Below are 26835 nucleotides of genomic sequence, written 5' to 3' on the forward strand. Positions count from 1 at the left end.
GATAAGAAAGTGTTGTAAATGATAATGTTATTTATGATCTTTGATATGAATAGACTCACTTAAGCGGAGAAGAGCCGTTTATCTAATGTTACTTCAGACTATCCCCTAATCTAAATAATCCCTTTTCCTGACTTAAAAAAAAGGCTGTAGAGCCGTGCAAATTAAGGTTAAAATGCCGCCACTCCAATACTCAAAATAATGCTAATTAAGGAGAATAAAGGTGCCTAAGACCTCATTCTACAACCAAATAAATCAACAGCTTGTCGACGTAAAAGCCGAAGGCCTGTATAAAAGCGAACGAGTCATTGCTTCTCCTCAACAAACGGCAATTACAGTCAATGGCGATCAAGTTATCAACTTTTGCGCTAATAACTATTTAGGTTTAGCTAATCACCCTGAACTACTCAAAGCAGCGCATGCAGGTCTTGATGCTCACGGTTTTGGCATGGCGTCAGTACGCTTTATCTGTGGTACTCAAGATATCCATAAAACCCTAGAAGCTAGCCTTAGCGAATTCTTAGGCATGGAAGACACCATTCTTTACTCTTCGTGCTTCGATGCTAACGCGGGTCTATTTGAAACCTTATTAAGTGCTGAAGATGCGATTATTTCTGATGCGCTAAACCACGCCTCTATCATCGATGGTGTGCGTCTTTGTAAAGCCAAGCGTTTCCGTTATGCCAACAATGACATGGCCGATCTTGAAGCACAGCTAAAAGCAGCTAAAGAAGCGGGCGCCCGCAACATCATGATCGCTACTGACGGCGTGTTCTCGATGGACGGCGTTATCGCCAATCTAAAAGGCGTGTGCGATCTTGCAGACAAGTACGGCGCACTCGTTATGGTCGATGACTCGCACGCTGTAGGCTTTGTTGGTCAAGAAGGCCGTGGTACTCACGAGTATTGCGAAGTGATGGATCGCGTCGACATCATCACAGGCACACTGGGTAAAGCGCTTGGTGGTGCTTCAGGTGGATTCACTTCAGGTAAAAAAGAGGTGATCGACTGGTTACGTCAACGCTCTCGCCCTTACCTATTCTCAAATTCATTGGCGCCTTCAATCGTTACAGCCTCGATTCATGTGCTTGAAATGCTCAAGTCTGGCCAAGCACTGCGTGAAGCCGTTTGGGAAAACAGCCGCTACTTCCGCGAGCAAATGTCAGCAGCAGGCTTTACCCTTGGTGGCGCCGACCATGCAATCATTCCAGTAATGATTGGCGATGCTAAATTGGCGGGGGATTTTGCTAACCGTCTATTAACTGAAAATATCTACGTTATCGGTTTCTCTTTCCCTGTGGTACCAAAAGGCCAAGCGCGTATTCGTACGCAAATGTCTGCAGCCCACACTAAAGAGCAGATCGACAAAGCGATTGAAGCCTTTACCCGTATCGCAAAAGAGATGGGTATCATTGGTTAAACAATAAGGGCTACTGCATGGTAGCCCTTTTTTGAACGACATTTAGCAAGCAGCCAACGCCGCTTGTAATAGGTTATTAAGATGAAAGCACTCAGCAAGTTAAAGCCTGAAGAAGGCATCTGGATGGTTGATGCGCCTAAACCAGAAGTGGGCCATAACGATCTACTGATTAAAATTCGTAAGACCGCAATCTGTGGTACCGATGTTCATATCTATAACTGGGACGAATGGTCACAAAAGACAATCCCCGTTCCTATGGTTGTCGGCCATGAATATGTCGGTGAAGTTGTCGATATGGGCCAAGAGGTTCGTGGCTTTACTATTGGCGATCGCGTATCAGGCGAAGGCCATATTACTTGCGGTCATTGCCGTAACTGCCGCGGCGGACGCACTCACTTATGCCGTAACACCTCTGGTGTGGGTGTAAACCGTGAAGGTGCCTTTGCTGAATACCTCGTTATTCCAGCCTTTAACGCGTTTAAAATTCCAGACGATATCTCTGATGACCTAGCCTCTATCTTCGATCCATTTGGTAACGCTGTTCACACTGCACTGTCATTTGATCTCGTCGGTGAAGACGTGCTTATCACGGGTGCAGGCCCAATTGGTATTATGGCTGCGGCGGTTTGTCGTCACGTAGGTGCGCGCCATGTAGTCATTACCGATGTAAACGAATACCGTCTTGAGCTGGCAGAAAAAATGGGCGCAACTCGCGCAGTTAACGTTGCCAAAGAAAGCTTACAAGATGTGATGCAAGAACTTGGTATGACTGAAGGCTTTGATGTTGGTCTTGAGATGTCAGGTGTGCCAAGTGCATTCCACTCTATGCTCGATACTATGAACCATGGCGGCAAGATTGCTATGCTAGGTATTCCAGGTGGCGATATGGCAATCGACTGGAGCAAAGTGATCTTTAAAGGTCTTATCATTAAAGGCATTTATGGTCGTGAGATGTTTGAGACTTGGTACAAGATGGCGAGCCTTATCCAATCAGGCCTAGACATCTCGCCAATCATCACTCACCACTTTAGCATTGATGAGTTCCAGCAAGGTTTCGATGCAATGCGCTCAGGCCAATCGGGTAAAGTTATTTTAAACTGGGATTAAACTTGTTTAGCTGCTGTAATTTAGCAGCTAACATTTGATCTTAAGAGCGGCTGTAATACGTTAATTTTGCGTATTACAGACGCTTTATCCTCCATCAAACAATACAGGTTTCCTATGCCAGCGTTTCAACACCTTAGCGTAAATCAACTTATCCAGATGCAAGCAGAGTCAGCAGAACTGCAAATTATAGATATCAGAGATGCTGCAAGTTATGAAGCGGGCCATATCGACGGCGCCTTTAACCTAAACAATGAAAACTTAGCTCACTATATTAGCGACGCCGATATGGATTTACCACTGGTCGTAGTTTGCTATCATGGGATCAGCAGCCAAAGTGCAGCCAGCTACCTCAATGAACAGGGCTTTGATGATATCTATAGCCTCGATGGTGGCTACAGCGCCTGGCACCAAGCAAACCTATAAACTAGCGTGAGGGTAATCGAATGATTGAGATTGGCAGGCTCCCTAATAGCCGAGCAGCGCAGGCTCTCATTGACTACCTCAAAGGGCTACACATAGACTGCGAGTTGATGCCAACCGAGCAAGGTGTGGCACTCATGATCCATGACCAAAGTCACTTCGACAGAGCTCATCGAGAATACCAAGCCTTTATTCATAACCCTTATGATGAAAAGTATCTGGCGGCATCTTGGGAAAATGGCAACACTCAAACCAAGCTCGATTACGGTAACCCAAGCCTGCAACTCGTTAGCCAGTTTGTTACAGGGGCTGGACCACTGACCTTATTAGTCTTTTTTGTCTGCGTCATCATCTACGCTGCAATGAGCCTTGGTTTTGCCAACCCAATTTTTGAGCAATTATCATTTTTTGGTGCAACCCCATCAGCGACCTTAAGTGAATTTTGGCGAGTCTTTACCCCCAGCCTGATGCATTTCTCCGCCATGCACATCATCTTTAACCTCCTATGGTGGTGGTATTTAGGTGGCAAAATAGAAAACAAAATCGGCTTTACACCTCTGTTCATTCTGCTCATTGTTGGCGGCACTCTACCCAATATCTTGCAATATTATATGGCTGGTCCGAACTTTGGCGGCTTGTCTGGAGTGGTCTATGCCGTCGTCGGCTATACATGGATTATGGGGGTTAAGCGGCCAGAATCAGGCATAGGCCTACCGCCGGCTTACATCGGCTTTATGCTACTTTGGCTGGTATTAGGCTTCACCGACATGTTTGGCTTATCTATCGCTAACGGAGCTCACCTTGGTGGTTTACTCGTTGGCATTATCCAAGGCTTTATCGACAGCAAAACACGTAAATTTTAGCCACTCACTCTAATATCCATATCAAGGATATCAGGGCTCATCTGTTCAGTGCTTTTTAGTGTAAAGCCCATAATAATAAGCCCGCTATCTGCGGGCTTATTATTAAATAGATTAACGATTACGCCATCTCTAACACTTTACTGACTAGCTTACTGATCCCTGAATGCGCTTCAACAATGTTACCCGCTAGCATATAGGCTGGCGTGCTCACGACTTTATGTTGCTCATCAACCACAATATCATCAACTGAGGTTGCGTGATGTTGGCCGCCTTGCTGTTCAAAGGCCGCAGCAGCGCCTTCATCGATACCTATCGTGCCACATACGCCCTGACCATAAAGTTTCGGGATCATAATTGGCGAGATACAGATAAAGCCCACTGGCTTATGGGCACTGGCAAACTGCTTAATAAAGCGCTCAACGCTGGGTTCGACCGAATGCTCAGCGCCCGTCACTGCGAAATCACATAAATTCTTAGCAGCGCCAAAGCCACCGGGGATCACTAAGGCATCAAAATCAGCAATATTCAGTTCATCGACAGCTTTAACTTCACCACGAGCAATTCTTGCCGATTCAACCAATACATTGCGGGTTTCATTCTCCGCAACTTCGCCCGTTAAATGATTTACGACATGGTATTGAGGGATATTAGGCGCGAAACACTGGTAACTAGCCCCCGCTTTAGTCATCTCCAATAGCGCTAAAACCGACTCATGTAACTCGGTGCCATCATAAACACCGCTACCACTCAAAAGAACTGCTACTTTTTTCATTAAAAAGCCTCTTTATATATCATATTGTTTTAACAAACTCGTAATAAACTGCTTGATCAGATTATTTATCATGCTAAGTTAGGTCAACACTTTATCAAGTGAATAATATTTAACCAAGGGATGGGTTTGAAATACGCATAAAAATAAAAAGTCCACATAATTAGTTCAAATAGCCAAAATAAAACTCACTTCACACATTTAATTTTATCAGCTATTTTTCAACAACTTAAGCACAGATACTTTTATTCCTCTTTTTTTTCAAGATCGAGTTGTCCGGTTCCATTCACAGAGTTATCCACAGGCTGGGTATTATTTTTACGTGGCCGAAATTGCCCTAATATGGCATGCTAGCGCCATCATCGAATACCGATAAACGAATACTCAACTATGCCTAAAATTGCCGACAACCCTTTAATTCTTGTGGATGGTTCTTCTTACCTTTACCGCGCTTACTATGCCCCACCTCACCTAACGAATTCTAAAGGGGAAGCAACCGGTGCCGTCTATGGCGTAATCAACATGCTTCGCAGCTTGATCAACCAATATAAACCATCACAAATGGCAGTTGTGTTTGATGCAAAAGGCAAAACATTCCGCAACGACATGTATTCAGAGTACAAGGCTCAACGTCCTCCAATGCCCGATGATCTGCGCAATCAGATTGAGCCGCTACACCGAATCATTAAGGCGCTCGGTTTGCCGCTTGTATGCATTTCAGGTGTAGAAGCCGATGACGTGATTGGCACTATCGCAACGCAGGCGAGTAAAGAAGGCCGCGCGGTACTTATCAGCACTGGCGATAAAGATATGGCGCAATTAGTGGATGACAATGTCACGCTAATTAATACCATGACCAACACCATTATGGGCCCTGCAGAGGTGACCGAAAAATTTGGTGTCGGCCCTGAACTGATTATCGACCTATTAGCCTTACAGGGCGATAAAGCCGACAACATTCCTGGCTTACCTGGTGTGGGCGAAAAAACAGCGCTGGCAATGCTTACTGGTGTTGGTTCAGTGGCTAATATTTTAGCTGCACCAGAAAAAATGCCAGAACTCGGTTTCCGCGGCTCTAAGACCATGCCTGCTAAGATTATTGAGCACGCAGATATGCTCAAACTAAGTTATGAGCTCGCAACCATCAAGTTAGACGTAGAGCTTGAGCAAGATTGGCGCAAGATGGATATTGAGCCTGCCAATAAAGACGAGCTCATTAAGTGTTATGGCGAGATGGAATTTAAACGCTGGCTCGCTGAAGTGCTCGATAACAAAGGTGACAAAGCCACAGCTGCAGAGTCTGAAGACGATGCGCCAGCAGCAAAGCTTGATATCGACGTTGAGTACGACACCATTCTTACCCTAGAGCAACTCGACAGCTGGATTAAAAAGTTAACCTCTGCCGAGCTAATTGCCATCGACACCGAAACCACTAGCCTTAATTATATGCAAGCCAAGCTAGTCGGGATCTCCTTTGCTGTTGAAGCAGGTAAAGCCGCTTATCTTCCTATCGCTCATGACTATATCGATGCTCCTGAGCAACTCGATAAAGCCCTTGTATTTGAAAAGCTGCAACCTCTACTAGAAGATGAGTCCGTTAAAAAAGTTGGCCAAAACCTCAAGTACGACATCAGCATATTTGCTAATGCAGGAATTACACTGCGCGGTGTACAATTTGACACCATGCTGGAGTCTTACGTATTTAACTCCGTCGCTTCAAAGCACAACATGGACGATTTAGCGCTTAAGTATTTAGGTCATAAGAACATCAGTTTCGAAGAAATTGCCGGTAAAGGGGTTAAACAGATCACCTTTAACCAAATTCCGCTAGAAACAGCAGCGCCTTATGCCGCAGAAGATGCCGATATTACCCTGCGTCTGCACCAGCACCTTTGGTCAAGACTAGAAAAGCTGCCAGAACTGGCCAGCGTATTCACTGACATTGAGTTGCCTCTAATTAATGTGTTATCTGATATCGAACGCCAAGGCGTGTTGATCGATAGCATGCTACTCGGCCAGCAAAGTGAAGAGCTTGCCCGTAAGATTGATGAGCTAGAACACAAGGCGCACGAGATCGCAGGCCAAGCGTTTAACCTGAGCTCGCCAAAGCAGCTACAAGAACTGTTTTTTGAAAAGCTCGGCTACCCGATTATTAAAAAAACCCCTAAAGGCGCACCATCAACAGCTGAAGAAGTGTTAGTTGAACTTGCGCTGGATTATCCGCTACCTAAAATTATTTTAGAGCACCGTAGCCTTGCCAAGCTAAAGAGCACTTACACCGATAAGCTACCATTAATGGTTAATGCTCAAACGGGTCGTGTGCACACTAGCTACCATCAAGCTAATGCTGCCACCGGTCGTTTATCATCAAGCGAGCCTAACCTGCAGAACATTCCAATTCGTACCGAAGAAGGTCGTCGTATTCGTCACGCGTTTATTGCGCCTGCTGGGAAAAAGATCCTCGCAGCCGATTACTCGCAAATCGAATTAAGAATTATGGCGCACCTTTCACAAGACAAAGGTTTATTAACGGCCTTTGCCGAAGGTAAAGACATTCATAAAGCAACTGCAGCAGAAGTCTTCGATGTCGACTTTAGCGAGGTTACTATCGATCAGCGTCGCCGCGCAAAAGCGGTCAACTTCGGTTTGATTTATGGCATGTCAGCTTTTGGCCTAGCCAAACAGCTGGATATTTCTCGCTCCGAAGCGCAAAGCTATATCGACACGTACTTTAAGCGCTACCCTGGTGTACTTAAATATATGGAAGAGACGCGGGCTATTGCTGCCGATCTTGGCTATGTATCGACACTATTTGGTCGTCGCCTCTATCTACCAGCAATTAAAGATAGAAACGCAATGCGCCGCCAGGCCGCAGAGCGCGCCGCAATCAACGCGCCAATGCAAGGCACCGCGGCTGACATCATCAAAAAGGCCATGATTAACATTGCCAAGTGGATCGAAACTGAAACTGACGGCGAAATCATCATGATCATGCAGGTACACGATGAATTGGTGTTTGAAGTCGATGCTGACAAGGCTGACACTCTACAAGCTAAGGTCTGCGAGCTTATGGCCGCCGCAGCTAGCTTAGATGTTGAGCTACTTGCCGAAGCAGGTATCGGTGATAACTGGGAGCAAGCACACTAACCTAGCCTCAGTTGCCCACTATTTACTGGCGGCACTCGCTGCCAGTAAATTTTATTGATTCCCCCCGCCTTTATCACCTCAAGCCTCAATATCGACATCGCAGTTCAATAAGTTTGCCGTTAAGCCAGAAATATTCTTCTTCTGCACTCAAACTAAGCCATCATCAAAATCAAACACGCCTAATCCAGTCGTCTGCGCTATCACCTGTGCAAATTTTTACTATTTCCGCTATGAAACAACCTGTAATAGTAAAATCCCCTTGGAATACAAAACCAACAAAAAGTAATATAAATTATTGATATACCGCTATTAAACTGAAATTTTGCGATCAAGATGTGTATTTTTATTAAACAAACACTGAGATATCCATCACATTATTGTGTGTTTTTTACAAAAACAGTTTTTCATATAGCGGTTAATGGAGTAATATTCTCTGCGTAGGGTACAGAGGTTAAGATGTTCTATCTTTCAGACCTTTTTTACGTTTGCTATTCTGTAGTAAATGGCCAAATTATGGCGCCTCAGCAAATCTAATTTGCTGGGGCTTTTTTTCGCCTGAAATAAATTTTAGAGTAATTACTTTAAATCGAACAAAATTCGAGTTATGCTGTGTTCATTGAGCGACATCAACCTAGTTTGATTGAACTTGAGTCTTGTTGAATTTAGCTTCTCCCCAAAAGAGCTAATTTACGCCGATGGTTTATACCGTCGGTTTTTTTTTGCCTAATTCCTCAACCTTTCCTACAGGCTCCTAGAAAAAGACCAAAAAAAACGCCCCTTATATAAAGGAGCGTAATTCATCGATTAGTTTTAGAGTGGTTACTGTTTGTCAGCTTCCGCTTGAGCTGCTAACGCATCGGCTTCAATTTGTTGCATCAGCCACTCAGGCTTACACCAGCCATCAAGAATGCCTAAGACCTTACTTTTACCTATGCCCTTCAATGAAGAAAAAGGCTCAACCTTTACGGCATCATCAAAGTGACTTAATGTCTTGCGTACAGAATTAACCATCTTCATTCTATCACTTTGACCCAGCTTATCTGCTTTGGTTAATAGTGCTAGAACAGGAATATGGCTTTCTACAGCCCACTCAATCATCTGCATATCAAGATCTTTTAGCGGATGACGGATATCCATTAGTACAACAACGCCGCTTAAGCAATCACGCTTAAGCAGGTACTCACCAAGCGATTGCTGCCACTTCAGCTTAAGAGCCAAAGGGACTTGAGCAAAACCATAACCAGGTAAGTCGACTAAACGGCGATGTTTATCCAACCTAAAAACGTTAATTAACTGCGTACGCCCAGGTGTTTTACTGGTTCGAGCAATTTTTTGCTCCGTCAGTAAATTCAGTGCACTCGACTTACCCGCGTTCGAACGACCCGCAAACGCAATTTCTACCCCAACGTCGCCAGGGAGGTATTCATTCAAGTGCGCAATATCTGGCGCACTAATTAAAAACTCTGCTTTACGGAAATCGATACGAGATTCACTCACAATTAACTCCAAAATTTTATCAACTTACTTAGCTAAATATCGAAGAGTTGCTTACATTTTCACAATTTCGTGTAAAATATTACCCCGATCACATAAAATACATTTTATCACGCTTGCAGGTCTTCCTAGTAAGCTCATGACAAATATTTTAATAAGAAGTTGGAACGCCATGAAAAAGTTAGCTCTTGCGCTGTCTGTTTTAGCCACAATATCTTCACCTGCTATGGCAGAAGGAAATGCTGAAGCCGGAAAAACTAAAGCCATCGTTTGCTCTGCTTGTCACGGTGTTGACGGCAACAGCATGATAGACATGTACCCAAAACTTGCAGGTCAACACAGTACATACCTAGAAAAGCAATTACATGATTTCCGCAGTGCAGCACAAACTGGCGGCAAAGAAGGTCGTATGGACCCGATCATGGGTGGTATGTCTGTCGCACTTAGCGATCAAGACATTGCAGATATCTCTGCATTTTATGCTGGCCAGCCTAAAACAAATATTGAAGTTAACGACGTTCCAGAACTTGGCTCACAGCTTTATAAAGCGGGTGATGCGACTCGTGGGATCACGGCCTGTATTGCCTGTCATGGACCCGAAGGTAACGGTATGGAGCTTGCTGGCTTCCCCGCAATCAGTGGTCAACATGCTAATTATATCAAAATACAGCTGAACAAGTTCCATGATACAAATCGTAACAACGACTTAAATGGCATGATGCAAGACGTCACTAAAAAACTAAATAATGATGATATCGACGCATTATCTAAATATATATCAAGCCTTAACTAAACATTAGCAAAAGCTTAAGCAGGGCGGGAAACCGTCCTTTTTTATATCATTCTGTTTACGTTTACGTAAACTTCAAGCGAAACCCTACTTGACAGAGATCACAATTCTAGGGTTAAATAGCTCCCGTACCGAGATGAACCCAACTGTTAGTACAATAATTATTTAATAATAACTTTCAGATTTTGGTATGTATGCATTTAAGATATAAGAATAAATTAATTAAATAATAATAATATTATTGAGACCACTCACTAAAAATAATAAGAGTAGAGATTTCAGTTTGAAGTCCAGGTCGTAAGAATTTTAGTAAGGGATTGGTTAGGAAGGCCAATAACGCTATTTAGCATTAAACCTTACATTCAGAGAAACGCGCACCAACAGGAACGAGTTTATAGAATACAAACTCGGCATCGGAAGCGACTAGCTTAGGATGCACTTGCGGGAAGCTTGTTATCACTGGAAGATACTTAAAAAGATACATGGATGGTTACTTAGGCGTCATTGGATGGACGAATAAAATTGTGATGTGTCATTGAGACCATCTACGGAAACTGTTGTCAGGATGGCGACAGGTCTAAAAATAAAGTGTCGGGAAGACCAACAACGATAAGACATGCATGGAAAGCAGACAAAAAATAAGATGGATATTGACCGGGATAGTCACATAGCAAGTACGGATACTTGAAATCAGAATTGGTGCGAATTAGCACTTTTATAGAGGCGACAGATTAATCTGTCGCCTTTTTTTATTTCTCACCATATACTCAAATATAGTAACTCGTTGGTTTGAGCTAACATATGCGCAGATGCCCCCTTTGTCACAGTGACAATACCGTTAGATTTTACGCCAACAAAAAGCGCTGCTTATATCATTGCCTGCACTGCCAATTGGTTTTTGCCGATGCCAGCTCTCACTTACCTCCCTCAGCTGAACAGCAAAAGTACCGACTCGCCAATAACAAACAAAAGTCGCTAGCGCGATTTATGTTAGATCTCATTGCTCAATGTGAACAGAGCAATAAGCCCTTATTAGGACTTAATTTTGGCCGTACTTTAGATAATAAAACCTTGCAGGAAATTACCGCTAAGGGCCACCAGTTAAATCAGTATGACCCCAGTAAGGCTCCATGGAGCGGACAACTCAAACAAGAATATGACTTTATTTGCTGCTATCGCGTATTTGAGCACTTTCGTTTCCCTGACAAAGAATGGCAATTACTGTGTCACTTGCTCAAACCCGGTGGCTGGATGGCAATTTGTACGCCATTGCTCAATGAATTGAGCGCATTTGACAAGTGGCACCATAAAAATAATCTCACTCATGTGAGCTTTTATCAGCAGGCAACGTTTGAGTTTCTGGCAAATAAGGTTGGTTTTAAGCTATTATTTGCAGCAAACGATCTCATTCTGGTGCAAAAACCATCAGGATCTGATATAACACGCGACCAAACTTCAGTTGTTGTATGAGCCGAGTCGCTTTTCAACAATAGAGTCTTTTAAGTTATCGAGATAAGCGATCATGTCCCGTAGTAAGAAAATGCGTAAGAGCAACGATAATGCTCCAAAATTAGCCCCGAGAACCAAGAAGAAAGAACGTGTTCTGGCTGGCAAGAAACAAGTTGCTGGCAATAAAGCGGGAAGTCGTCATAACGCTTCGATGATTGAAAGCCAAGCTAACGGCGGCAAGGCTAAAAGTGCCGATCCGCGCCACGGCAGCAAGAAGCCTGTTCAGCTGAATATCACTGCCGAAGTTAAAGTTGAGAAGAAGCCAAAAGGGCCAAAACTCACAGACGAGCAGAAGTTATTGAAGCTTGAGGAAGATCCAAGACTGAATAACCTGCTTGATATGCTTGAAGAAGGCAAAAACCTAAGCAAAGACGATCAAACATGGTTAAACAAGCAGTTAAACCAGATTGAAGCGCTAATGGAAAGACTGGGGATCACCGACGAAGAAGATGACGAGCCGAAAAACAAAAAGGCCGTTAGCGATGACGACCTATTTGATAAGTTCGAGTCTGGTGCAAATCTGTTAAAAGACTACTTCGACAAAGACTAAGTTCTATAAAACTCTATGGCATCTTTATTGATGCCATATTTTTATCCATAATCGTCACCGGTATCTCACTCCTTTCAGCCAGGGTTTAGTATGACAACAAGCTTTATCGCTCTCGGCGCACTAGTCATTGTCGCGCTTACCGCCTATGCGACCTACCTGCTTATTCAAGTGCGCACACAACAACAGCTCAAATTACAACGCCAACAAGAACAGGCCGCTGCAGCCAAAGCCAAATCAGACGAGCTGCTTGATAACATACGTTATATCGCAACCGCTATGATAGAAGAGCGCTGTGAGCTATCTGAAGGTGTAATGCGTATCGCGAAACTGTTTCAACTCGTCGGCATGGCTGAATTAGTCGAGAGCCTATATCCCGCTACGTTTACTCATTTTGAAGTCATTAAATCGCATCCTATTAAGGAAGAGCGAAAAAGCCTAGACAAGCAACAGCGCATGAAGCTCGATTTTGCTCGTATGCGTTCAGAAGGTGAATTAGAAGCCAAGATCCTCGATGAAGCCAAACGACTGAGTGAATTTAAGCCTGAATTGCTTCACTAAGAGTGAAGACGATGCAGGACTTGCAGTAATTAAAGGGCGAATCTACATCGCATATATGGGGTATTTTGCTTATATAGGGTGAGTCTGTGCACAAAATCTTCTAAAGAGCACAGACAGACACCTTATTTTCAGCGATATTCAGTCATACTTTGCTACCCACATTAAATTTTTACAACATAGATCAAGGTTATTCAACAAATAACCATGCATACTTCACATGTTGCTAAACTATACGCCGGAGGACACGCCTTGAAGCAGCCCACCCCAATTAGTTGGGATCAGTCAATGATCGAAAAGTACAATTATAGCGGTCCACGTTATACTTCTTATCCGACGGCCTTGGAATTCGATGATTCGTTTACCGAGGAAAAACTGCTGACCTCTATTAAGAACAGCAAGAGTGACAAGCTTTCTCTTTATATCCATATTCCTTTCTGCGCCAAGCTTTGTTACTACTGTGGCTGCAATAAAGTGATCACTCGTCACCAGCATAAAGCCGATCAGTACATTGAGTATCTAGCAACGGAAATCGTTAAACGTGCTCCGCTGTTTAAAAACTACTTAGTGACTCAAATTCACTGGGGTGGCGGTACGCCGACATTCCTAACACCTGAGCAAATTCTTAAGCTATCTGCACTCATCAAGGCTAACTTCAATGTTGCCGATGTGGGTGAATACTCAATTGAAGTCGACCCACGTGAAATCGAACTTTCAATGTTGGACACCCTTAAAGAAGCCGGTTTCAACCGTATTTCTATCGGTGTGCAAGATTTCAATAAGAAAGTACAGATTGCAGTAAACCGCGAGCAAGACGAGCAGTTTATCTTCGATCTGATGGCACGCGCTAAAGCGCTAGGCTTTGTTTCAACTAACATCGACCTCATCTATGGTTTGCCACACCAGACACCTGAGACCTTTGCTGAAACCATGCAACGCGTACTGGACTTAAATCCAGACCGTCTATCGGTATTTAACTACGCTCACCTGCCATCTCGTTTTGCGGCGCAGCGTAAGATTAAAGACGAAGACTTAGCGTCGCCACAGCAAAAGCTAGATATGTTGCATCAAACTATCGAAACGCTAACGGGTGCCGGTTACCAATACATTGGTATGGACCACTTTGCTAAGCCTGATGACGAGCTATCGATTCTACAGAACGAAGGTCGCCTGCACCGTAACTTCCAAGGTTACACCACTCAAGAAGAGTGTGATCTGCTAGGTCTTGGTGTGTCTTCAATCAGCCAGATTGGCGATTGCTACGCACAAAACCAGAAAGACATTCGTCCATACTTCGAGTCTATCGATGCTAATGGTCATGCGCTTTGGAAAGGTTGTAGCTTAAACCGTGACGACGAAATTCGCCGCGTAGTCATTAAGCAGCTTATCTGTCACTTCGACTTAGATATGGCGCTGATTGACGAGAAGTTAAATATCAACTTTGAAGAGTACTTCGCAGAAGACTTAAAACTACTGCAAACCTTTATCGATGATAAGCTAGTCGACATCACAGACCGCAAGATCACTATCAGCCCAACTGGCCGCCTATTGATCCGTAACATCTGCATCTGTTTCGATGTTTACTACCGTGAGAAAGCAAGACAACAACAGTTCTCTCGCGTTATCTAATCTTGCGTTAGATACCAAAAAAACCGGCATTAGCCGGTTTTTTTGTCTCTAATAAGTCCAAAAATGCTCTTAGTGACTCCTTTCCCCCAAACCTGCAAACACTTCTAGTCACATTTAGTTTAATTTTCATCCGTGACCTTTGCTGGTCATAACGGCATAATCAAGCTGAAAATTAAAACAATAATGGACAATTCATGTATAAATACCTACTCCCCTCTGTACTGGTATTAAGCCTAAGCGCCTGCCAAAACACTACAATAACGACAGCACCGCAGCAAGATGTCAGCACTCAACAGGTTGCCAGCAATACTCAACTACAATCGCTTATCGATGGCGCTTGGCAGATAGCTTTAGACGCAAGCCCTAGCTTTGCTTACTCACTGGGTGACAAAAGTGCTGCAGGAAAACTACAAGACCTATCACCCGCTGCACTTGAAGCGCTCGATCAGCGCAAACAGCAATTGTTGAAGCAATTAGTAAAGATAGACAAAAACAGCTTAAGCAAAGAAGATGCGATTAACGCACAAATACTGCGCGACCAATTACAAAATGATGTCGACCAATATCGCTATAAAGATCATTACATGCCGATATCGGCCGAAGGAGGCTTTCACGCTTATATAGCCTCCATCACTAAAGGCCGCTTTGCCAAGGTCGAAGACTATCAAAACTATATTAAGCAACTGCAAGCACTGCCTAGCTATTTCGAACAGCAAACTTACTGGTTAAAACAGGGTCTCGCCAGCGGCATCACTCCAGCTAAAGCCACTCTCAAAGGCTTTGAAACCAGTATCACCGCCTTTATCGTACCAGTCGAAGACAGTGGTTACTTCAAACCATTTACTCAGTATCCATCACACTTTACTGAGGCTGAGAAAGCAGGGCTTACCGAGCAAGGCCGCACCCTGGTGCAAGACACCGTGCTTCCCCAGTACCAAGCTTTCTTCGATTTCATCACTCGCGAATATATTCCTCACACTCGGATAAGCATCGCAACCTACGATCTTCCCGATGGTGAAGCCTTCTATGAAAATCGTGTGCGCTATTACACCACCTTAGATATGACGTCGGATGAAGTGCACCAACTTGGCTTGCAAGAAGTGAAGCGTATTCGCGGTGAGATGCAGCAGATCATCGAACAAGTCGGTTTTGAGGGCAGTTTTGCCGAATTCCTGCACTTTTTACGCACCGATCCACAGTTTTACCCTAAGACCGCAGAAGAGTTGCTAAAAGAAGCGGCCTTTATCGCCAAGAAAGCCGACGCCATGTTGCCAAAGTATTTTGGCAAGCTGCCGCGCCAGCCCTACGGTATTGAGCCCGTTCCAGCTGAAATCGCGCCGAAATACACCACGGGGCGTTACTCTGGCTCTAACCGCAATGATGAGCCGGGCTATTATTGGGTCAACACTTATGCCCTCGATAAACGCCCACTGTATGAGATGGAGGCATTAACTCTACATGAGGCAGTGCCAGGACATCATTTACAGATTGCGCTAAACCAAGAGCTAACCAACCTGCCAGATTTTCGCCGCTACAGCTACATATCGGCCTTTGGTGAAGGCTGGGGACTCTACTCAGAGTACCTAGGCTTAGAAGCGGGCTTCTATCAAGACCCTTATAGTAACTTTGGCCGCTTAACTTACGAAATGTGGCGCGCAGCACGCCTAGTGGTCGATACCGGCATGCACGCCAAAGGCTGGACTCGTCAACAAGCAATCGACTTTATGGCCAGCAATACTGCATTGTCGATGCATAATGTCACCACTGAGATTGACCGCTACATTAACTGGCCTGGACAAGCTTTGTCATACAAGATTGGCGAGTTGACCATTAAACGCTTACGCGCTCAGGCTGAAGCTGAACTTGGTGAGAATTTCGATATTCGCGCCTTCCACGATGCGATATTGGCAAACGGGTCGGTGCCTATGTCGATACTTGAGCAGCAGATAAACGATTTTATCGCAGCTCAAAAGGTCGCCATCTAGTCAATGCCACCACGACCTCATACAGGATAAAGTGAATGGCATTAGCCGTAATGCCATTCACTTAACGACGAACTCAAAAAAATCTGATGACGTTAAAAGATAAAAATGGACCACAGAGGACACGAAGAGCACGAAGGAAATCCATCTTTTCTTCGTGTCCTCCGTGTAGCAAACGAAGTGAGCGCTTCGTGGTTTAATCGCTTAGGTTTCGCTAGAGTCTGGCTAAACAAGTTTGTTACACTGCATGCAAGATCACTTAATAGAACTACATTATGTCGATAGCTACTGAGCCTTATATGACAAATAAGCAAACTGCCCATTTTTCATCTGAGCACCATTTAAATAGCCCTGAGCAAAAAGTCTTTTGGCAGCAAGTCAGCCAAGCCACGTTTAAGACTCATGACGACATCACATTGGCCTATGCCCGCATCACTCACCCCAATAGCATAGGCACCATTGTGATTAGCAATGGCCGAGTAGAATCGTATTTAAAGTATAAAGAGCTGATGTTTGATCTATACCAACAAGGCTACAGCCTATTTGCTATCGATCATCGTGGCCAAGGGTTATCGGCGCGTACAACCGCTAACCCTGAGCAGGGATATATCGACAAGTTCCAGCGATATGTCGACGATTTCGCCGAATTTGTCACTAAAATAGTTAAACCACTGCCAAGTGAAAACTATTACTTGCTTGGTCACTCGATGGGCGGGGCTATCGGTACCCTGTATTTACAACAGTATCCAGCAACCTTTAAAGCCGCGGTATTTTCTGCGCCTATGTATGGCATAAAACTACCGCTACCCAGAGGGTTCATCCGCCGTTTAGCTGCACTACTCGATAACCATAAACAACCTAACTATATATTAGGCGGCAAAGGCTATCATGCCGAATCGTTCGATAACAACGATCTGACCAACAGCAAATTGCGTTATGAAGATTACCGCGAGCTCTATCAAAAAAATCCGCAACTGCAGTTAGGTTCACCCACCAATCATTGGTTAGTCGAATCTATCGATGCAGCAGAGCAAGCCGTTGATGCTGCACGAAATAGCAAAGTCCCATTACTGATATTGCAGGCTGAAGAAGATACTATCGTGGATAATCGAGCCCAGAAGCGAGCGATTAATGGCTTATGTAAGCTGACAAAAATACCTTACGCGCGCCATGAGATCTTTATGGAACGTGACAAGCCGCGTAATCAAGCACTGAATGCCTTACTCAGCTTCTTAAACCAAGCGGGCCAGCAACAAGCAAGGTAGCATCAAGTCAAAATGCGTTAATAGCAAAAGGGATAGCTCAACGCTATCCCTTTTATTGTTTGTTTTCGTTTAGCCTAACTGGCCTGCCACCATCAGCTCCCGCGTCTCGGGGATCTCATTGTAAGACAGCACATGTAAACCCCGCGCAAAGGCGAGTGCATAGCGCGCTAAGATAGGACGCAGTGGTGGAGAGACTAATAACAGCGGGCTATGACCTTGCTCTTTTGCCTCGGCCAATAGTTGCGGCATCCGCTGCTGTAACTGAGCCAGCAATTGCGGATCAACCGGGAAACTATCGAGAGCAACCTTTCCCTGCTGCTGTGATTGATTGAGTGCCACCATCAAGGTTTGCTCTAATTCTGGTGCCAGAGTCATCACATTCAGCTTAGTTGCAGTACCGACTATCGAGTGTAAAATCGAGTTACGCAGGGCGCAGCGCACATCAGCGGCAAGCAGTACTGGGTCTTTACTGTTTTCACTGCAATCGAGCAAGGTCGTCGCTATGGTACGGATATCCTTTAGTGATACCTGCTCTTTAAGCAATAAGCGATATACCTTAAGTTGCAAGATAGGCGTCAAGGCGCTATTGAGTGCCTCTGCCAATTTAGGCGATTGCTTTGCAAGTCGATCGCTAAGCGCCAATACGTCGTCATGTTGCAACATATCGGGTAGCGACTCTCTAATAAGCTTACTCACATGGGTGGCGATAACCGTCGCGTTATCCACTACCGAATAGCCTAAGTTCAACGCCTTAGCTTTGTTGTCTTGTTCAACCCAAATTGCATCCATTTGATAGGCGGGCTCTTTGGTAATAATCCCATCGATATCGCCAAATACAGGGCCACTCTTAATCGCCATTAAACGATCAGGCTCCAGCTCGGCAGTTACCACTGGATTGCCCATCATGCTAATTTGATAGGCGTTGGGGGCCAACGACAAGTTATCGCGAACTCTGACCTCAGACAGTAAGAAACCTGCTTGTTCAGATAAGGTGCGGCGAATACCCGTTAAGCGCTTTTGCAGCTCGGCGCCTTTACTGCGCTCAACTAAGTGCACCAAACGGTAACCTAAACGCACCTCAATCAAATCGGTATAAGGCAGCGCATCCCAACTCGGCGCTGAAGGCTCGCTTAAGTTATTCTCTAACTGCTGATCTATTTTCGACTCTTTTATCACCGGCCCTCGTTTTTCCTGCTTCCATGCAGCAAAGCCTAGTAAAGCAGCAAACGAGAGGAACACAAAAGTCGGCATTCCAGGCACGATACCTAGAATAAACATCACACCCGCAGAAGTAGCCAGTGTTTTAGGGTTCGCCAACAATTGATTGCGCAGCTGTTCAGGCATCTCTTCGGCGTCTGAAACTCGAGTCACAATAATCGCAGCAGCTGTCGCCAATAACAGAGAAGGGATCTGAGCGACTAAGCCATCACCGATAGTCAGTAATGCATAGGTCTTAAATGCGTCGCCGACACCTAAGTCATGCATGAAGATACCGATTGCCAAGCCGCCAAGCATGTTGATGGCTAAGATAAGCATACTGGCAATCGCATCACCACGAACAAACTTAGAGGCACCGTCCATCGAACCATAGAAGTCGGCTTCTCGCGCAACATCTTGACGTCTTTCTCTCGCCTGCTCCTGAGTCAACACTCCCGCATTGAGATCGGCATCGATCGCCATCTGTTTACCGGGTAAGGCGTCAAGGGTAAAACGTGCCGAAACCTCGGAGATCCGCTCACCACCCTTAGTGATCACTACAAAGTTAATGATCATCAAGATTAAGAAGACCACGCCACCGACGACATAATTACCGCCGATAACCACTTCACCGAATGCCTGAATGACTTTACCCGCAGCATCGCCCCCTTCATGGCCTTCAATTAACACCACACGCGTGGAGGCAACGTTCAAGGTTAATCGCAACAGAGTTGCTAATAGCAAGACGGTAGGAAAAACTGAAAGTTCCAGTGGCCTGCGAATCGACACACTGGCCAGCAGTACCATCACAGCCAACACGATGTTAAAGGTAAATAGGATATCCAATAACCATGGCGGTAAAGGCAGCATCACCATCGCCAATACGGCCAATAGCATAATAGGAATACCTATATAGCCAGGGCTACCGGTAAAAGTACGCGAAAACCAGTTCATTAAATCAGATATCCTTTAATCGTGTCGTAAGTTATTAGGAATAAAAAAGTGAGGTAGAGGATCAGGCTTAGCTTGTTTGCCCTGCCTTGCAGCCCTAATTTGCATGACATATGTCAGTACATGAGCAATCGCCACAAAAAGGGCTGCGGGGATCTGTTGCTCAATATTGGTCGAGTAATAAATTGCCCTAGTGAGTGGGGGCAATTCTAAGATCTCCACACCATGGCGCTTAGCAACGTCTCGCATATAAAGCGCCAACTCATCTGTGCCCTTAGTCAGTACATAAGGCGCATCGGCTTTGTTAGCATCGTACTTTAGTGCGACGGCATAATGAGTCGGGTTAACCAAAAGCACGTCGGCATTAGGAATGGAGACATCGGCTCTTGAGCGACTAATACGTTGCTGCATTTGGCGGATCTTAGCCTTGATCTCAGGCTTACCCTCTTGCTGCTTATGCTCATCTTTAACCTCTTGCAGCGACATCTTCAGCTCATTGTGATGTTGCCAATACTGATAGGGCAGATCGATACAAGCGATGAATAACAGTCCCAACCCTAAATAAAACACCCCGAGCGATAGCATATCGATCACACGCGTAATCGCTTCATCGATTGGCAATTGAGAAAATGTCAGTAGGGTTTGCAAGTTCTTATCAAGAAAAACCAACATGATCCCGCCTAGCAGCACAATCTTAAGTACTGACTTAGGCAGTTCAGCAAACGATTTAATCGATACCATTCTGCCAAGACCCGCAATCGGATCGATACGGCTGTATTTAAAGCCTGCGTTACCAAAGTTAAATATCCAGCCACCCGGCATAGCTCCGGCGATCATGGCGATCAGAGCCACCAAGATAAATAGCGGAGCAAGAATATAGAGGATCTCCAGCAGCGCCTGCCCTAAATGGCGAGTCATCATGCCTGGTTCATCTAATTGCGCTTTAGTGAATAGCATATTGGTTCGCGCTAACTGCGCTACTCTCGCGCCAATCTCACCAGCACTGGTCGTGAGTAATAGTGCGCAACCAATAACTAAAGCGGCAGAGGTGAAATCTTTTGAGCGAGGCACCTGCCCCTGATCACGGGCTTGTTTAAGCTTCTTGGGTGTTGCATCTTCCGTTTTACTCTGCCCAGTATCTTTACTCATGTTATCCCCCCAATAAACTGATACATAGCAGACAAGGCATCTAAACAGAGATCACTATAGCGACTGGGTAAACCACTGAACGAGAAGAAAACGCATAGCAGCCCCATCAACATTGACATAGGGAAGCCCAGAGCGAAAACGTTGAGTGACGGCGCCGAACGGCTCAATACACCGAAGGTAATATTGACCATTAACATGGCAAGGATTGAAGGAATAGCAAGCATAAACGAAACAGCAAATAGCCAGCTAATGCGACCGATTAGCCCCATTAACGGTAGGTCAAACACGCCCATACCGACAGGCCATAATCTAAAGCTATCGACCAGTACACCAATCGCCACCAAGTGCCCATCAAGCACTAAAAATACCAAGGTGCCATAGAGCAGGAACCATTGACCAAGAATAGGGTGTGAGCCACCACTTGAGGGGTCGTTCATCACCGCCATCGCCAGACCCATCTGCATCGATAGCATCTCACCGAGCTGCGTCATAACATAGAGCATAATGGTGAGAAACAACGCCATCATAAACCCTACCAGCAGCTGCTCAATGGCGAGTAAAAGTGCCTGTATCGAGATTGCATCAACTTCAGGTAATGGCGGTAACATTGGCGCTATCAGCGCCGATAATGTTAATGCGAGTAAAATTCGTACCGTGACTGGGATATAAGTACTGCTTAAAAATGGCATGACCATAAAGGCGCCCATAATCCGGCAGAATGGCCACCAAAAGGTGCCAATAAAAGTACTAAGTTGAATAGAGGTAAGAGACAGCATTTAGCTAACCATTTAAGTTTGAATAGCTGTTAGCTTGAACTTTTTTAGCTACAATCTTATTCAAATTACGCAATTGTCTCAGCCTATCAGGTGAGGAATGTTAAGAAACAGGCGCTGGAAGAAGTCGCTCATCTGTAACAACATCCATTCACCAGCAAATAGCACCATTAGCAGAGTGATAACCAAACGAGGTAAAAAGCTTAAGGTTTGCTCATTCACCTGGGTTGCCGCTTGAAATACAGCAACAACCAAACCGACGATTAAACTTGGCAGCACTAAGACTCCGACCATAGCGATCACCAAATAAACGGCATCAGCAAAGAAGGATGTCAGTTCATTCACATCCATAAGGCTAAAACACCCCGGCTATGAGCATAGAGATGATAGTAGGCCAGTCATTTAATGCCACTAAGCCGAGCATCACCAAGCCGAGCAACAGATAAATAATATCGGCGATGGAGACAGTAGATCCCCGCTCATCCTGCAGCCTAATACTCATTTAAAAACCTTCCTAATCGCGCAATAGAATCTAGGCTAACCATAACTGGCCACTAAGGTACTCACCGTCATCGACCAGCCATCGACTAATACAAAGACCATTAATTTAAATGGCAATGAAATAATCAAGGGTGACAGCATCATCATGCCCATAGACATCAACACGCTTGCAACCACTAGATCGATCACCAAAAAGGGTAAAAATAGCAAGAAACCAATCTGAAAAGCCGTTTTCAATTCGCTCAAAACAAAGGCTGGCATCAGCACAAAAAAGGGGATCTCATCCGCGGTCAAGGTTGTCGGTTCATCGGCTATCTTTAGCATTTGCTCAAGATCGGTTTCACGAGTTTGTGCCAACATAAACTGACGCAGCGGTTTCTCTCCACGCTCTACCGCCTCAGGTAACTCAATTAGCCCCTGATCGTAAGGTAAGAAAGCCTTATCATAAATCTCCTCTCCAACTGGGCGCATGATAAATATCGTCATTACTAATGCGATTCCGATCAACACCTTATTGGGAGGGCTTTGCTGCAAGCCTAATGCTTGGCGTAGTATCCCCAATACCACAATGATACGAGTAAAGCTGGTAAGCATCATCAACATAGCGGGCAGGAAACTTAGCACTGTCATCAGTGCCAAAATTTCCAACTTTACGCTCACAGACTCAGTCTCTGCACCATCATTTAACGTGAATAATGTTAAGCCATCATTGGCATAAGCCGTCGATGAGAAGCCTAAGAGTAGAATCAGCAAAACTCGCCACATAATCAGTCATTTGCTCCTGTTAGACTGATAGCTTCCACTTCAAGCAAGCGCACACCATAACGGCCATTCACCTCAACCACCTCACCTCTGCCTAGCAAGGCACCATTCACTCGAATATCTAAAGGCTCACCAACCATACGATCGAGTGCCACTACATCGCCCTCGCCCATTTTCGTCAATTCTCCCAATGACATCTCAGCACTGGCTAACTCTAAGGTCACCTGCACAGGTAGTTGATGGAAAAAAGACATATCTTTAACTGGCTTAGCTTGAGGCTTTGGCTGATGGTTCTCCTCCTCAGCAAAAAACTCATCATCCAATAAAAAATCTTCATCGTGCAAAATGTTATGTTCAGCCATTGGATTGCTCCTCCATGTAAAAGGCTTCTTGAGTCAGTTTGGCCACCATTTGCCCCTCATGGGTATGAACCGTGGCATAAAAAAGAGGGCGCTTACCTACAGTCACAGGACAACGTGAATGCAGATTCATAGGCAAAATATCACCCACAGCCAGATTTTGTAGTGAAGTCAAAGATGTACTTTGATGCCCAAGCTCGAGTAACACTCTTAATGGGATCTGTCTGAGTCTGTGCGCTAGCTTTTCAGATAAAGCGGGATCGGCTTGATATTGGCTCGGTAATTCGGCCATCAAGCCAAGTAAGTGTTCGCTCATAAAAAATAAGATAGGAGGGCCACTATGGGCAGCAGGAAAACTCAGCTCACAGCAGACAGGCGCCTTAATAGGGGTTTCATTAGTAATAAGTTCTAATTCAAGCGCATTCTCATCTATCTCAGTGATGGGCAAGCGTTTAATTGCCGCTATCATAAGGCGCTTTACCAAGCGAAACTCAGATTGACTAGGCGATCTTAATGGCGATTTTGGCGTACTAGAAAAAGCACCATAATAGCCACTCGCTAACTGATCTAAAGTACATTTATCAATTCGCCACCAGCCTAGTGCGATTCGATTATAACTTAATGAGAACCAAGCATGATGCAATTCAGGTACACACGAACTTGTTTTCGTAGTTAACGAAACTTGTGATAACGCATGATGGCCTTGACGAATAATCGGGTGTAGTAATTCATTTACGGCATCCATTATCGGACGCAAGCATTGATCTAATTGTACCAATAATCGACTTCTCGCTAACTTCTCTTTGATCAGGGCAACAGGTCTAATTTCTATTCCTTGACTAGATTTAATTAAATTGGCTTTAGCAGTAGTTTTCATCTTAAATCTCACAACAAAACAACGTCAAATAATCGACGCTCAATTAAAAATAGCTATTTAAATGACGACCGACAAAATAATGACTAAATAAATAAAACTCGCAACAAATATAACAAAACGCATTACCAAACAAATTCAAACCATGACCCTAAAATAAAAACGCTATAGCCAAAAACAAAGCCAAAAACAAAGCCAACTATAAAGCGACCATTTTCACAAAAACTTTAATTTAATTTCAACATTTTAAGCTGAAATAAAAAATAACCATAAAAACAACACGTTACAAATAAACTTAAGGCGTAATTAATGAGAAAGACTCAATGGTAGTATTAAAAGTAATCAACGAAATGACTATCTATAATAATCGCAAGCTTACAGTACATCTACAAAAAACACACTCAACTTTAGCTTAAGTTTTAAAAAGATGATTTACACACAAAATAAAAATAAAAAGTTTTACATACTTTAATATTACGTGTTTAATTGGCAACCTTAAAAAATACAAACATAAAAACAATAAAAACACAGTCTTTACTTTTAAGGGTTATGGGAAATTGAAACCATCAGTTTATATATTAATCTGTTTAATTTTTATTTGTACAAACATCACAAATAGCGCATTAGCGGCACCTATTAACTATCAAACTCCTTTTGAACAAGCCCATTGGCAATTTGCAGGAGATCAATTTGGTTGTGAGATTACTCATAAAGTCGCAAGCTTTGGTACGTTCGCCTTAAAAGCGAATCCTGGTGAAGCATTGAGTTTTGCTTTGCAAGCTGACTGGCTTAATTTAAATAACGCACAGAGCCAAGCCTCTGTCGTTGCCGCATCTTGGCAGGCACAAACGCATCAGCCTATCGCCACGACCTCACTGCACTGGTTTGGCTCACAAGCAATCAGCCAGAAAAATACCGCCGCTTTTTTAGAAGCGCTAGAGCAAGGGCACACCTGGCAAGTCGCTATCACTAATACTGACAACCAATACCTAGTCAATGCCAGCCCTGTATCAACCCGCTCAGTGGCGAATCAATTTAGACTTTGTCGCCAGCAATTACTGCCAAAACCCTTCACCTACTTGCGACGCTTAGAATTCTTGTTTGCCCCTAGCTCAAGTCTTTTGAATGCGACTCATGAACAAGACCTCTATGCCATTTATCGTTACCTTCAAGCCGATCCGAGTATTGTAGAAGTATTGGTAGACGGTCATGCCGATGCATCCGGTGAGCACTTAGCCAACTTAGTGCTTAGTAAAGAACGCTCCGATGAGGTGGTCTCAAGGCTAATAGAGCTTGGGGTGTCAGCCAAGATGATCCAAACACGCCATCACGGTACCCGAGCCCCAATCGCCAGTAATAACAGCACTGAAGGACGAGAGCTAAACCGTCGAGTCACTTTGCGCCTAGTAAAGTCTGCAGCAAATTCTGTGACCCCAGCTTCGAGAGCACAAAATGAATCATTCTAGTTTAAGATTTGTCGATGCAGATCTAACCCAATCGAGCCAGAATAGGTTGATACAACAGGGCTTTGATTTATGGTTGCCCAATAACAAAGACACCCCCTGGTTAAGCTTGATCAACCTTTCTCATTGCACGAGTCAGGATGTACCGGTACGGCTACGACAATTTCCGGGTAAGCACCAAGTCGCCCTGCTTAACCCAGAACAAACCGAGCTTGCCAGTATCGCCATGCAGTGTGGTGTACAAGATTATTTGTTACTGCCGATAGATGAAGAGCAACTGTGTTCACTACTACAAAGATTGCGCCGACTAGAACTGCCCAATAACGAGTTAATTTGCGCGGCCCCTGTCAGTCGCCAATTGCTCATGCTGGCTCATCGCGCTGCCAATACAGAAGCCACAGTGCTACTTACAGGTGAAAGCGGCACAGGTAAAGAGCCACTAGCTCGCTATATTCACCGTCATTCCAATCGTGCTGACAAAGCCTTTATCGCAATCAACTGCGCCGCTATCCCTGAAAGCATTTTAGAGTCGATCCTGTTTGGGCATATCAAAGGCGCATTTACCGGTGCGACAACAGACCAGCCCGGAAAATTCGAACTCGCCAATGGCGGAACGCTGCTGCTCGATGAAATCGGTGAGATGCCTCTGCTTTTGCAAGCCAAATTACTACGGGTATTGCAGGAAAGAGAAGTTGAGCGATTAGGTAGTCATAAATCGATTAAGTTAGATATTCGGGTTATTGCCGCCACCAACAAAGATCTGCGCCAGGCGGTGCAAGATGGCAAATTTAGACAAGATCTCTTCTATCGTTTGGATGTGTTGCCAATCAAGATATTACCGCTGCGTCAGAGACGTGAAGACATTCTGCCTATCGCTGAGCATTTTCTGCAGCGATACAAAATTCTTGCCGCTAACCAGCAATGCTACTTCAGTGAGCAAGCACGAAACTTACTCTTGAGCCACAACTGGCCCGGCAATGTGCGTGAACTCGAAAATACCATCCAACGCGCGCTGGTGATGCGCCGCGGCCAAGCCTTACAAGCAGAAGATCTCGGTCTCGAAAATCAAGACGGTTCAATCTTAGTGGAGCAAAATGAGTTAGGGCTAAAGGCCTCTAAACGCCAGGCTGAGTTCCAATATATTATTGACACACTGAAGCGTCATAACGGCCATAGGATCCAAACGGCTGAAGCCTTGGGTATGACAACACGAGCATTGCGATACAAGCTGGCGCAAATGCGAGAAGAGGGGATCGATATTGAACGGCTCCTCGCTCAAGCAGGTCATGCCGCGTAATCATAGTCTAGG

The 26835-nt window shown here is 44.6% G+C and carries 25 protein-coding genes; 14 read left to right on the forward strand and 11 right to left on the reverse strand.

The annotated features are described in order from the left end of the window. Positions 1–220: 220 nt before the first annotated feature. From ACVBIL_RS12735 to glpG, 4 genes are all read left to right on the forward strand, one after another. On the forward strand, positions 221–1417 hold the full coding sequence (locus ACVBIL_RS12735; protein WP_447167346.1) for a glycine C-acetyltransferase: 1197 nt from the start codon (positions 221–223) through the stop codon (positions 1415–1417). A gap of 81 nt (positions 1418–1498) precedes the next feature. Next, positions 1499–2524: an L-threonine 3-dehydrogenase gene (gene tdh, locus ACVBIL_RS12740; RefSeq protein ID WP_447167347.1), complete on the forward strand. Its 1026-nt coding sequence runs from the start codon at positions 1499–1501 to the stop codon at positions 2522–2524. A 114-nt stretch (positions 2525–2638) separates the two neighbouring features. Further along, positions 2639–2947 carry a thiosulfate sulfurtransferase GlpE gene (gene glpE, locus ACVBIL_RS12745; RefSeq protein WP_447167348.1) on the forward strand — a complete coding sequence of 103 codons (309 nt, stop codon included), beginning with the start codon at positions 2639–2641 and terminating at the stop codon, positions 2945–2947. 20 nt (positions 2948–2967) lie between these two features. Next, entirely contained in the window at positions 2968–3807 is an 840-nt protein-coding gene (glpG, locus tag ACVBIL_RS12750) for a rhomboid family intramembrane serine protease GlpG (RefSeq protein ID WP_447167349.1), read from the forward strand. A gap of 118 nt (positions 3808–3925) precedes the next feature. Here the strand turns inward: glpG and elbB are convergent, their stop codons facing one another. Continuing rightward, positions 3926–4579 carry an isoprenoid biosynthesis glyoxalase ElbB gene (gene elbB / locus ACVBIL_RS12755; RefSeq protein ID WP_447167350.1) on the reverse strand — a complete coding sequence of 218 codons (654 nt, stop codon included), beginning with the start codon at positions 4577–4579 and terminating at the stop codon, positions 3926–3928. A gap of 387 nt (positions 4580–4966) precedes the next feature. Between elbB and polA the strand changes: the two genes are divergently transcribed. Next, entirely contained in the window at positions 4967–7723 is a 2757-nt protein-coding gene (gene polA, locus ACVBIL_RS12760) for a DNA polymerase I (protein WP_447167351.1), read from the forward strand. Between the two features lie 819 nt (positions 7724–8542). On the opposite strand, the gene yihA is transcribed toward polA, so the two are convergent. Continuing rightward, a complete protein-coding gene (gene yihA / locus ACVBIL_RS12765; RefSeq protein WP_447167352.1) occupies positions 8543–9220 on the reverse strand; it encodes a ribosome biogenesis GTP-binding protein YihA/YsxC in 678 nt (225 codons plus the stop codon). Between the two features lie 169 nt (positions 9221–9389). Here yihA and ACVBIL_RS12770 point away from each other — a divergent pair, with 169 nt between their 5' ends. Beyond that, positions 9390–10010, forward strand: a complete 621-nt coding sequence (locus ACVBIL_RS12770) for a c-type cytochrome (RefSeq protein WP_447167353.1) — start codon at positions 9390–9392, stop codon at positions 10008–10010. Between the two features lie 346 nt (positions 10011–10356). On the opposite strand, the gene ACVBIL_RS12775 is transcribed toward ACVBIL_RS12770, so the two are convergent. Further along, complete coding sequence (locus ACVBIL_RS12775) at positions 10357–10491, reverse strand: hypothetical protein (RefSeq protein ID WP_447167354.1); 135 nt, start codon at positions 10489–10491, stop codon at positions 10357–10359. Between the two features lie 317 nt (positions 10492–10808). Between ACVBIL_RS12775 and ACVBIL_RS12780 the strand changes: the two genes are divergently transcribed. The 6 genes from ACVBIL_RS12780 to ACVBIL_RS12805 all read left to right on the forward strand — a co-directional run bounded on the left by ACVBIL_RS12780 (position 10809) and on the right by ACVBIL_RS12805 (position 17497). Further along, positions 10809–11477, forward strand: a complete 669-nt coding sequence (locus ACVBIL_RS12780) for a methyltransferase domain-containing protein (protein ID WP_447167355.1) — start codon at positions 10809–10811, stop codon at positions 11475–11477. A gap of 52 nt (positions 11478–11529) precedes the next feature. Then, positions 11530–12066 carry a Der GTPase-activating protein YihI gene (gene yihI, locus ACVBIL_RS12785; protein ID WP_447167356.1) on the forward strand — a complete coding sequence of 179 codons (537 nt, stop codon included), beginning with the start codon at positions 11530–11532 and terminating at the stop codon, positions 12064–12066. 90 nt (positions 12067–12156) lie between these two features. Continuing rightward, positions 12157–12624 carry a DUF2489 domain-containing protein gene (locus tag ACVBIL_RS12790; RefSeq protein WP_447167357.1) on the forward strand — a complete coding sequence of 156 codons (468 nt, stop codon included), beginning with the start codon at positions 12157–12159 and terminating at the stop codon, positions 12622–12624. 249 nt (positions 12625–12873) lie between these two features. Continuing rightward, positions 12874–14250, forward strand: coding sequence for an oxygen-independent coproporphyrinogen III oxidase (gene hemN / locus ACVBIL_RS12795; RefSeq protein WP_447167358.1), 1377 nt, complete (start codon positions 12874–12876; stop codon positions 14248–14250). Positions 14251–14444: 194 nt separating this feature from the next. Beyond that, positions 14445–16235, forward strand: coding sequence for a DUF885 domain-containing protein (locus ACVBIL_RS12800; RefSeq protein WP_447167359.1), 1791 nt, complete (start codon positions 14445–14447; stop codon positions 16233–16235). 272 nt (positions 16236–16507) lie between these two features. After that, the gene (locus ACVBIL_RS12805; protein ID WP_447167360.1) at positions 16508–17497 is read left to right on the forward strand and encodes an alpha/beta fold hydrolase; all 990 of its coding nucleotides are present in this window, start codon (positions 16508–16510) and stop codon (positions 17495–17497) included. A gap of 69 nt (positions 17498–17566) precedes the next feature. On the opposite strand, the gene flhA is transcribed toward ACVBIL_RS12805, so the two are convergent. From flhA to ACVBIL_RS12845, 8 genes are all read right to left on the reverse strand, one after another. Further along, positions 17567–19648, reverse strand: a complete 2082-nt coding sequence (flhA, locus tag ACVBIL_RS12810; RefSeq protein WP_447167361.1) for a flagellar biosynthesis protein FlhA — start codon at positions 19646–19648, stop codon at positions 17567–17569. Between the two features lie 15 nt (positions 19649–19663). Further along, positions 19664–20794: a flagellar biosynthesis protein FlhB gene (gene flhB, locus ACVBIL_RS12815; RefSeq protein WP_447167362.1), complete on the reverse strand. Its 1131-nt coding sequence runs from the start codon at positions 20792–20794 to the stop codon at positions 19664–19666. Beyond that, entirely contained in the window at positions 20791–21570 is a 780-nt protein-coding gene (gene fliR / locus ACVBIL_RS12820) for a flagellar biosynthetic protein FliR (protein WP_447167363.1), read from the reverse strand. Before fliR ends, flhB begins: the two co-directional genes overlap by 4 nt. 78 nt (positions 21571–21648) lie before the next feature. Beyond that, positions 21649–21918 carry a flagellar biosynthesis protein FliQ gene (gene fliQ, locus ACVBIL_RS12825; protein ID WP_447167364.1) on the reverse strand — a complete coding sequence of 90 codons (270 nt, stop codon included), beginning with the start codon at positions 21916–21918 and terminating at the stop codon, positions 21649–21651. Between the two features lie 4 nt (positions 21919–21922). Then, positions 21923–22069: a hypothetical protein gene (locus ACVBIL_RS12830; RefSeq protein ID WP_447167365.1), complete on the reverse strand. Its 147-nt coding sequence runs from the start codon at positions 22067–22069 to the stop codon at positions 21923–21925. A 35-nt stretch (positions 22070–22104) separates the two neighbouring features. Next, positions 22105–22833, reverse strand: a complete 729-nt coding sequence (gene fliP / locus ACVBIL_RS12835; RefSeq protein WP_447167366.1) for a flagellar type III secretion system pore protein FliP — start codon at positions 22831–22833, stop codon at positions 22105–22107. A gap of 2 nt (positions 22834–22835) precedes the next feature. After that, positions 22836–23192 (reverse strand): flagellar motor switch protein FliN, encoded by a 357-nt coding sequence (gene fliN / locus ACVBIL_RS12840; protein ID WP_447167367.1) that lies wholly within the window; start codon positions 23190–23192, stop codon positions 22836–22838. Continuing rightward, a complete protein-coding gene (locus tag ACVBIL_RS12845; protein ID WP_447167368.1) occupies positions 23185–24066 on the reverse strand; it encodes a FliM/FliN family flagellar motor switch protein in 882 nt (293 codons plus the stop codon). The genes fliN and ACVBIL_RS12845 overlap by 8 nt, the downstream gene beginning before the upstream one ends. Before the next feature lie 554 nt (positions 24067–24620). On the opposite strand from ACVBIL_RS12845, the gene ACVBIL_RS12850 reads away from it, so the two are divergent. After that, positions 24621–25529 carry an OmpA family protein gene (locus ACVBIL_RS12850; RefSeq protein ID WP_447167369.1) on the forward strand — a complete coding sequence of 303 codons (909 nt, stop codon included), beginning with the start codon at positions 24621–24623 and terminating at the stop codon, positions 25527–25529. After that, entirely contained in the window at positions 25516–26823 is a 1308-nt protein-coding gene (locus ACVBIL_RS12855; RefSeq protein WP_447167370.1) for a sigma-54 interaction domain-containing protein, read from the forward strand. Before ACVBIL_RS12850 ends, ACVBIL_RS12855 begins: the two co-directional genes overlap by 14 nt. Positions 26824–26835: the final 12 nt, after the last annotated feature.

The organism is Shewanella sp. 125m-7 (genome assembly GCF_052977045.1).

Excerpts from the sequence above, each read along its gene's own strand:
- tdh (WP_447167347.1), top strand. The coding sequence starts at position 1,499 with ATGAAAGCACTCAGCAAGTTAAAGCCTGAAGAAGGCATCTGGATGGTT.
- glpE (WP_447167348.1), top strand. The coding sequence starts at position 2,639 with ATGCCAGCGTTTCAACACCTTAGCGTAAATCAACTTATCCAGATGCAA.
- glpG (WP_447167349.1), top strand. The coding sequence starts at position 2,968 with ATGATTGAGATTGGCAGGCTCCCTAATAGCCGAGCAGCGCAGGCTCTC.
- elbB (WP_447167350.1), bottom strand. The coding sequence starts at position 4,579 with ATGAAAAAAGTAGCAGTTCTTTTGAGTGGTAGCGGTGTTTATGATGGC.
- polA (WP_447167351.1), top strand. The coding sequence starts at position 4,967 with ATGCCTAAAATTGCCGACAACCCTTTAATTCTTGTGGATGGTTCTTCT.
- ACVBIL_RS12770 (WP_447167353.1), top strand. The coding sequence starts at position 9,390 with ATGAAAAAGTTAGCTCTTGCGCTGTCTGTTTTAGCCACAATATCTTCA.
- ACVBIL_RS12775 (WP_447167354.1), bottom strand. The coding sequence starts at position 10,491 with ATGTATCTTTTTAAGTATCTTCCAGTGATAACAAGCTTCCCGCAAGTG.
- ACVBIL_RS12780 (WP_447167355.1), top strand. The coding sequence starts at position 10,809 with ATGCGCAGATGCCCCCTTTGTCACAGTGACAATACCGTTAGATTTTAC.
- yihI (WP_447167356.1), top strand. The coding sequence starts at position 11,530 with ATGTCCCGTAGTAAGAAAATGCGTAAGAGCAACGATAATGCTCCAAAA.
- ACVBIL_RS12790 (WP_447167357.1), top strand. The coding sequence starts at position 12,157 with ATGACAACAAGCTTTATCGCTCTCGGCGCACTAGTCATTGTCGCGCTT.
- ACVBIL_RS12800 (WP_447167359.1), top strand. The coding sequence starts at position 14,445 with ATGTATAAATACCTACTCCCCTCTGTACTGGTATTAAGCCTAAGCGCC.
- ACVBIL_RS12805 (WP_447167360.1), top strand. The coding sequence starts at position 16,508 with ATGTCGATAGCTACTGAGCCTTATATGACAAATAAGCAAACTGCCCAT.
- flhA (WP_447167361.1), bottom strand. The coding sequence starts at position 19,648 with ATGAACTGGTTTTCGCGTACTTTTACCGGTAGCCCTGGCTATATAGGT.
- flhB (WP_447167362.1), bottom strand. The coding sequence starts at position 20,794 with ATGAGTAAAGATACTGGGCAGAGTAAAACGGAAGATGCAACACCCAAG.
- fliR (WP_447167363.1), bottom strand. The coding sequence starts at position 21,570 with ATGCTGTCTCTTACCTCTATTCAACTTAGTACTTTTATTGGCACCTTT.
- fliQ (WP_447167364.1), bottom strand. The coding sequence starts at position 21,918 with ATGGATGTGAATGAACTGACATCCTTCTTTGCTGATGCCGTTTATTTG.
- ACVBIL_RS12830 (WP_447167365.1), bottom strand. The coding sequence starts at position 22,069 with ATGAGTATTAGGCTGCAGGATGAGCGGGGATCTACTGTCTCCATCGCC.
- fliP (WP_447167366.1), bottom strand. The coding sequence starts at position 22,833 with ATGTGGCGAGTTTTGCTGATTCTACTCTTAGGCTTCTCATCGACGGCT.
- fliN (WP_447167367.1), bottom strand. The coding sequence starts at position 23,192 with ATGGCTGAACATAACATTTTGCACGATGAAGATTTTTTATTGGATGAT.
- ACVBIL_RS12845 (WP_447167368.1), bottom strand. The coding sequence starts at position 24,066 with ATGAAAACTACTGCTAAAGCCAATTTAATTAAATCTAGTCAAGGAATA.
- ACVBIL_RS12855 (WP_447167370.1), top strand. The coding sequence starts at position 25,516 with ATGAATCATTCTAGTTTAAGATTTGTCGATGCAGATCTAACCCAATCG.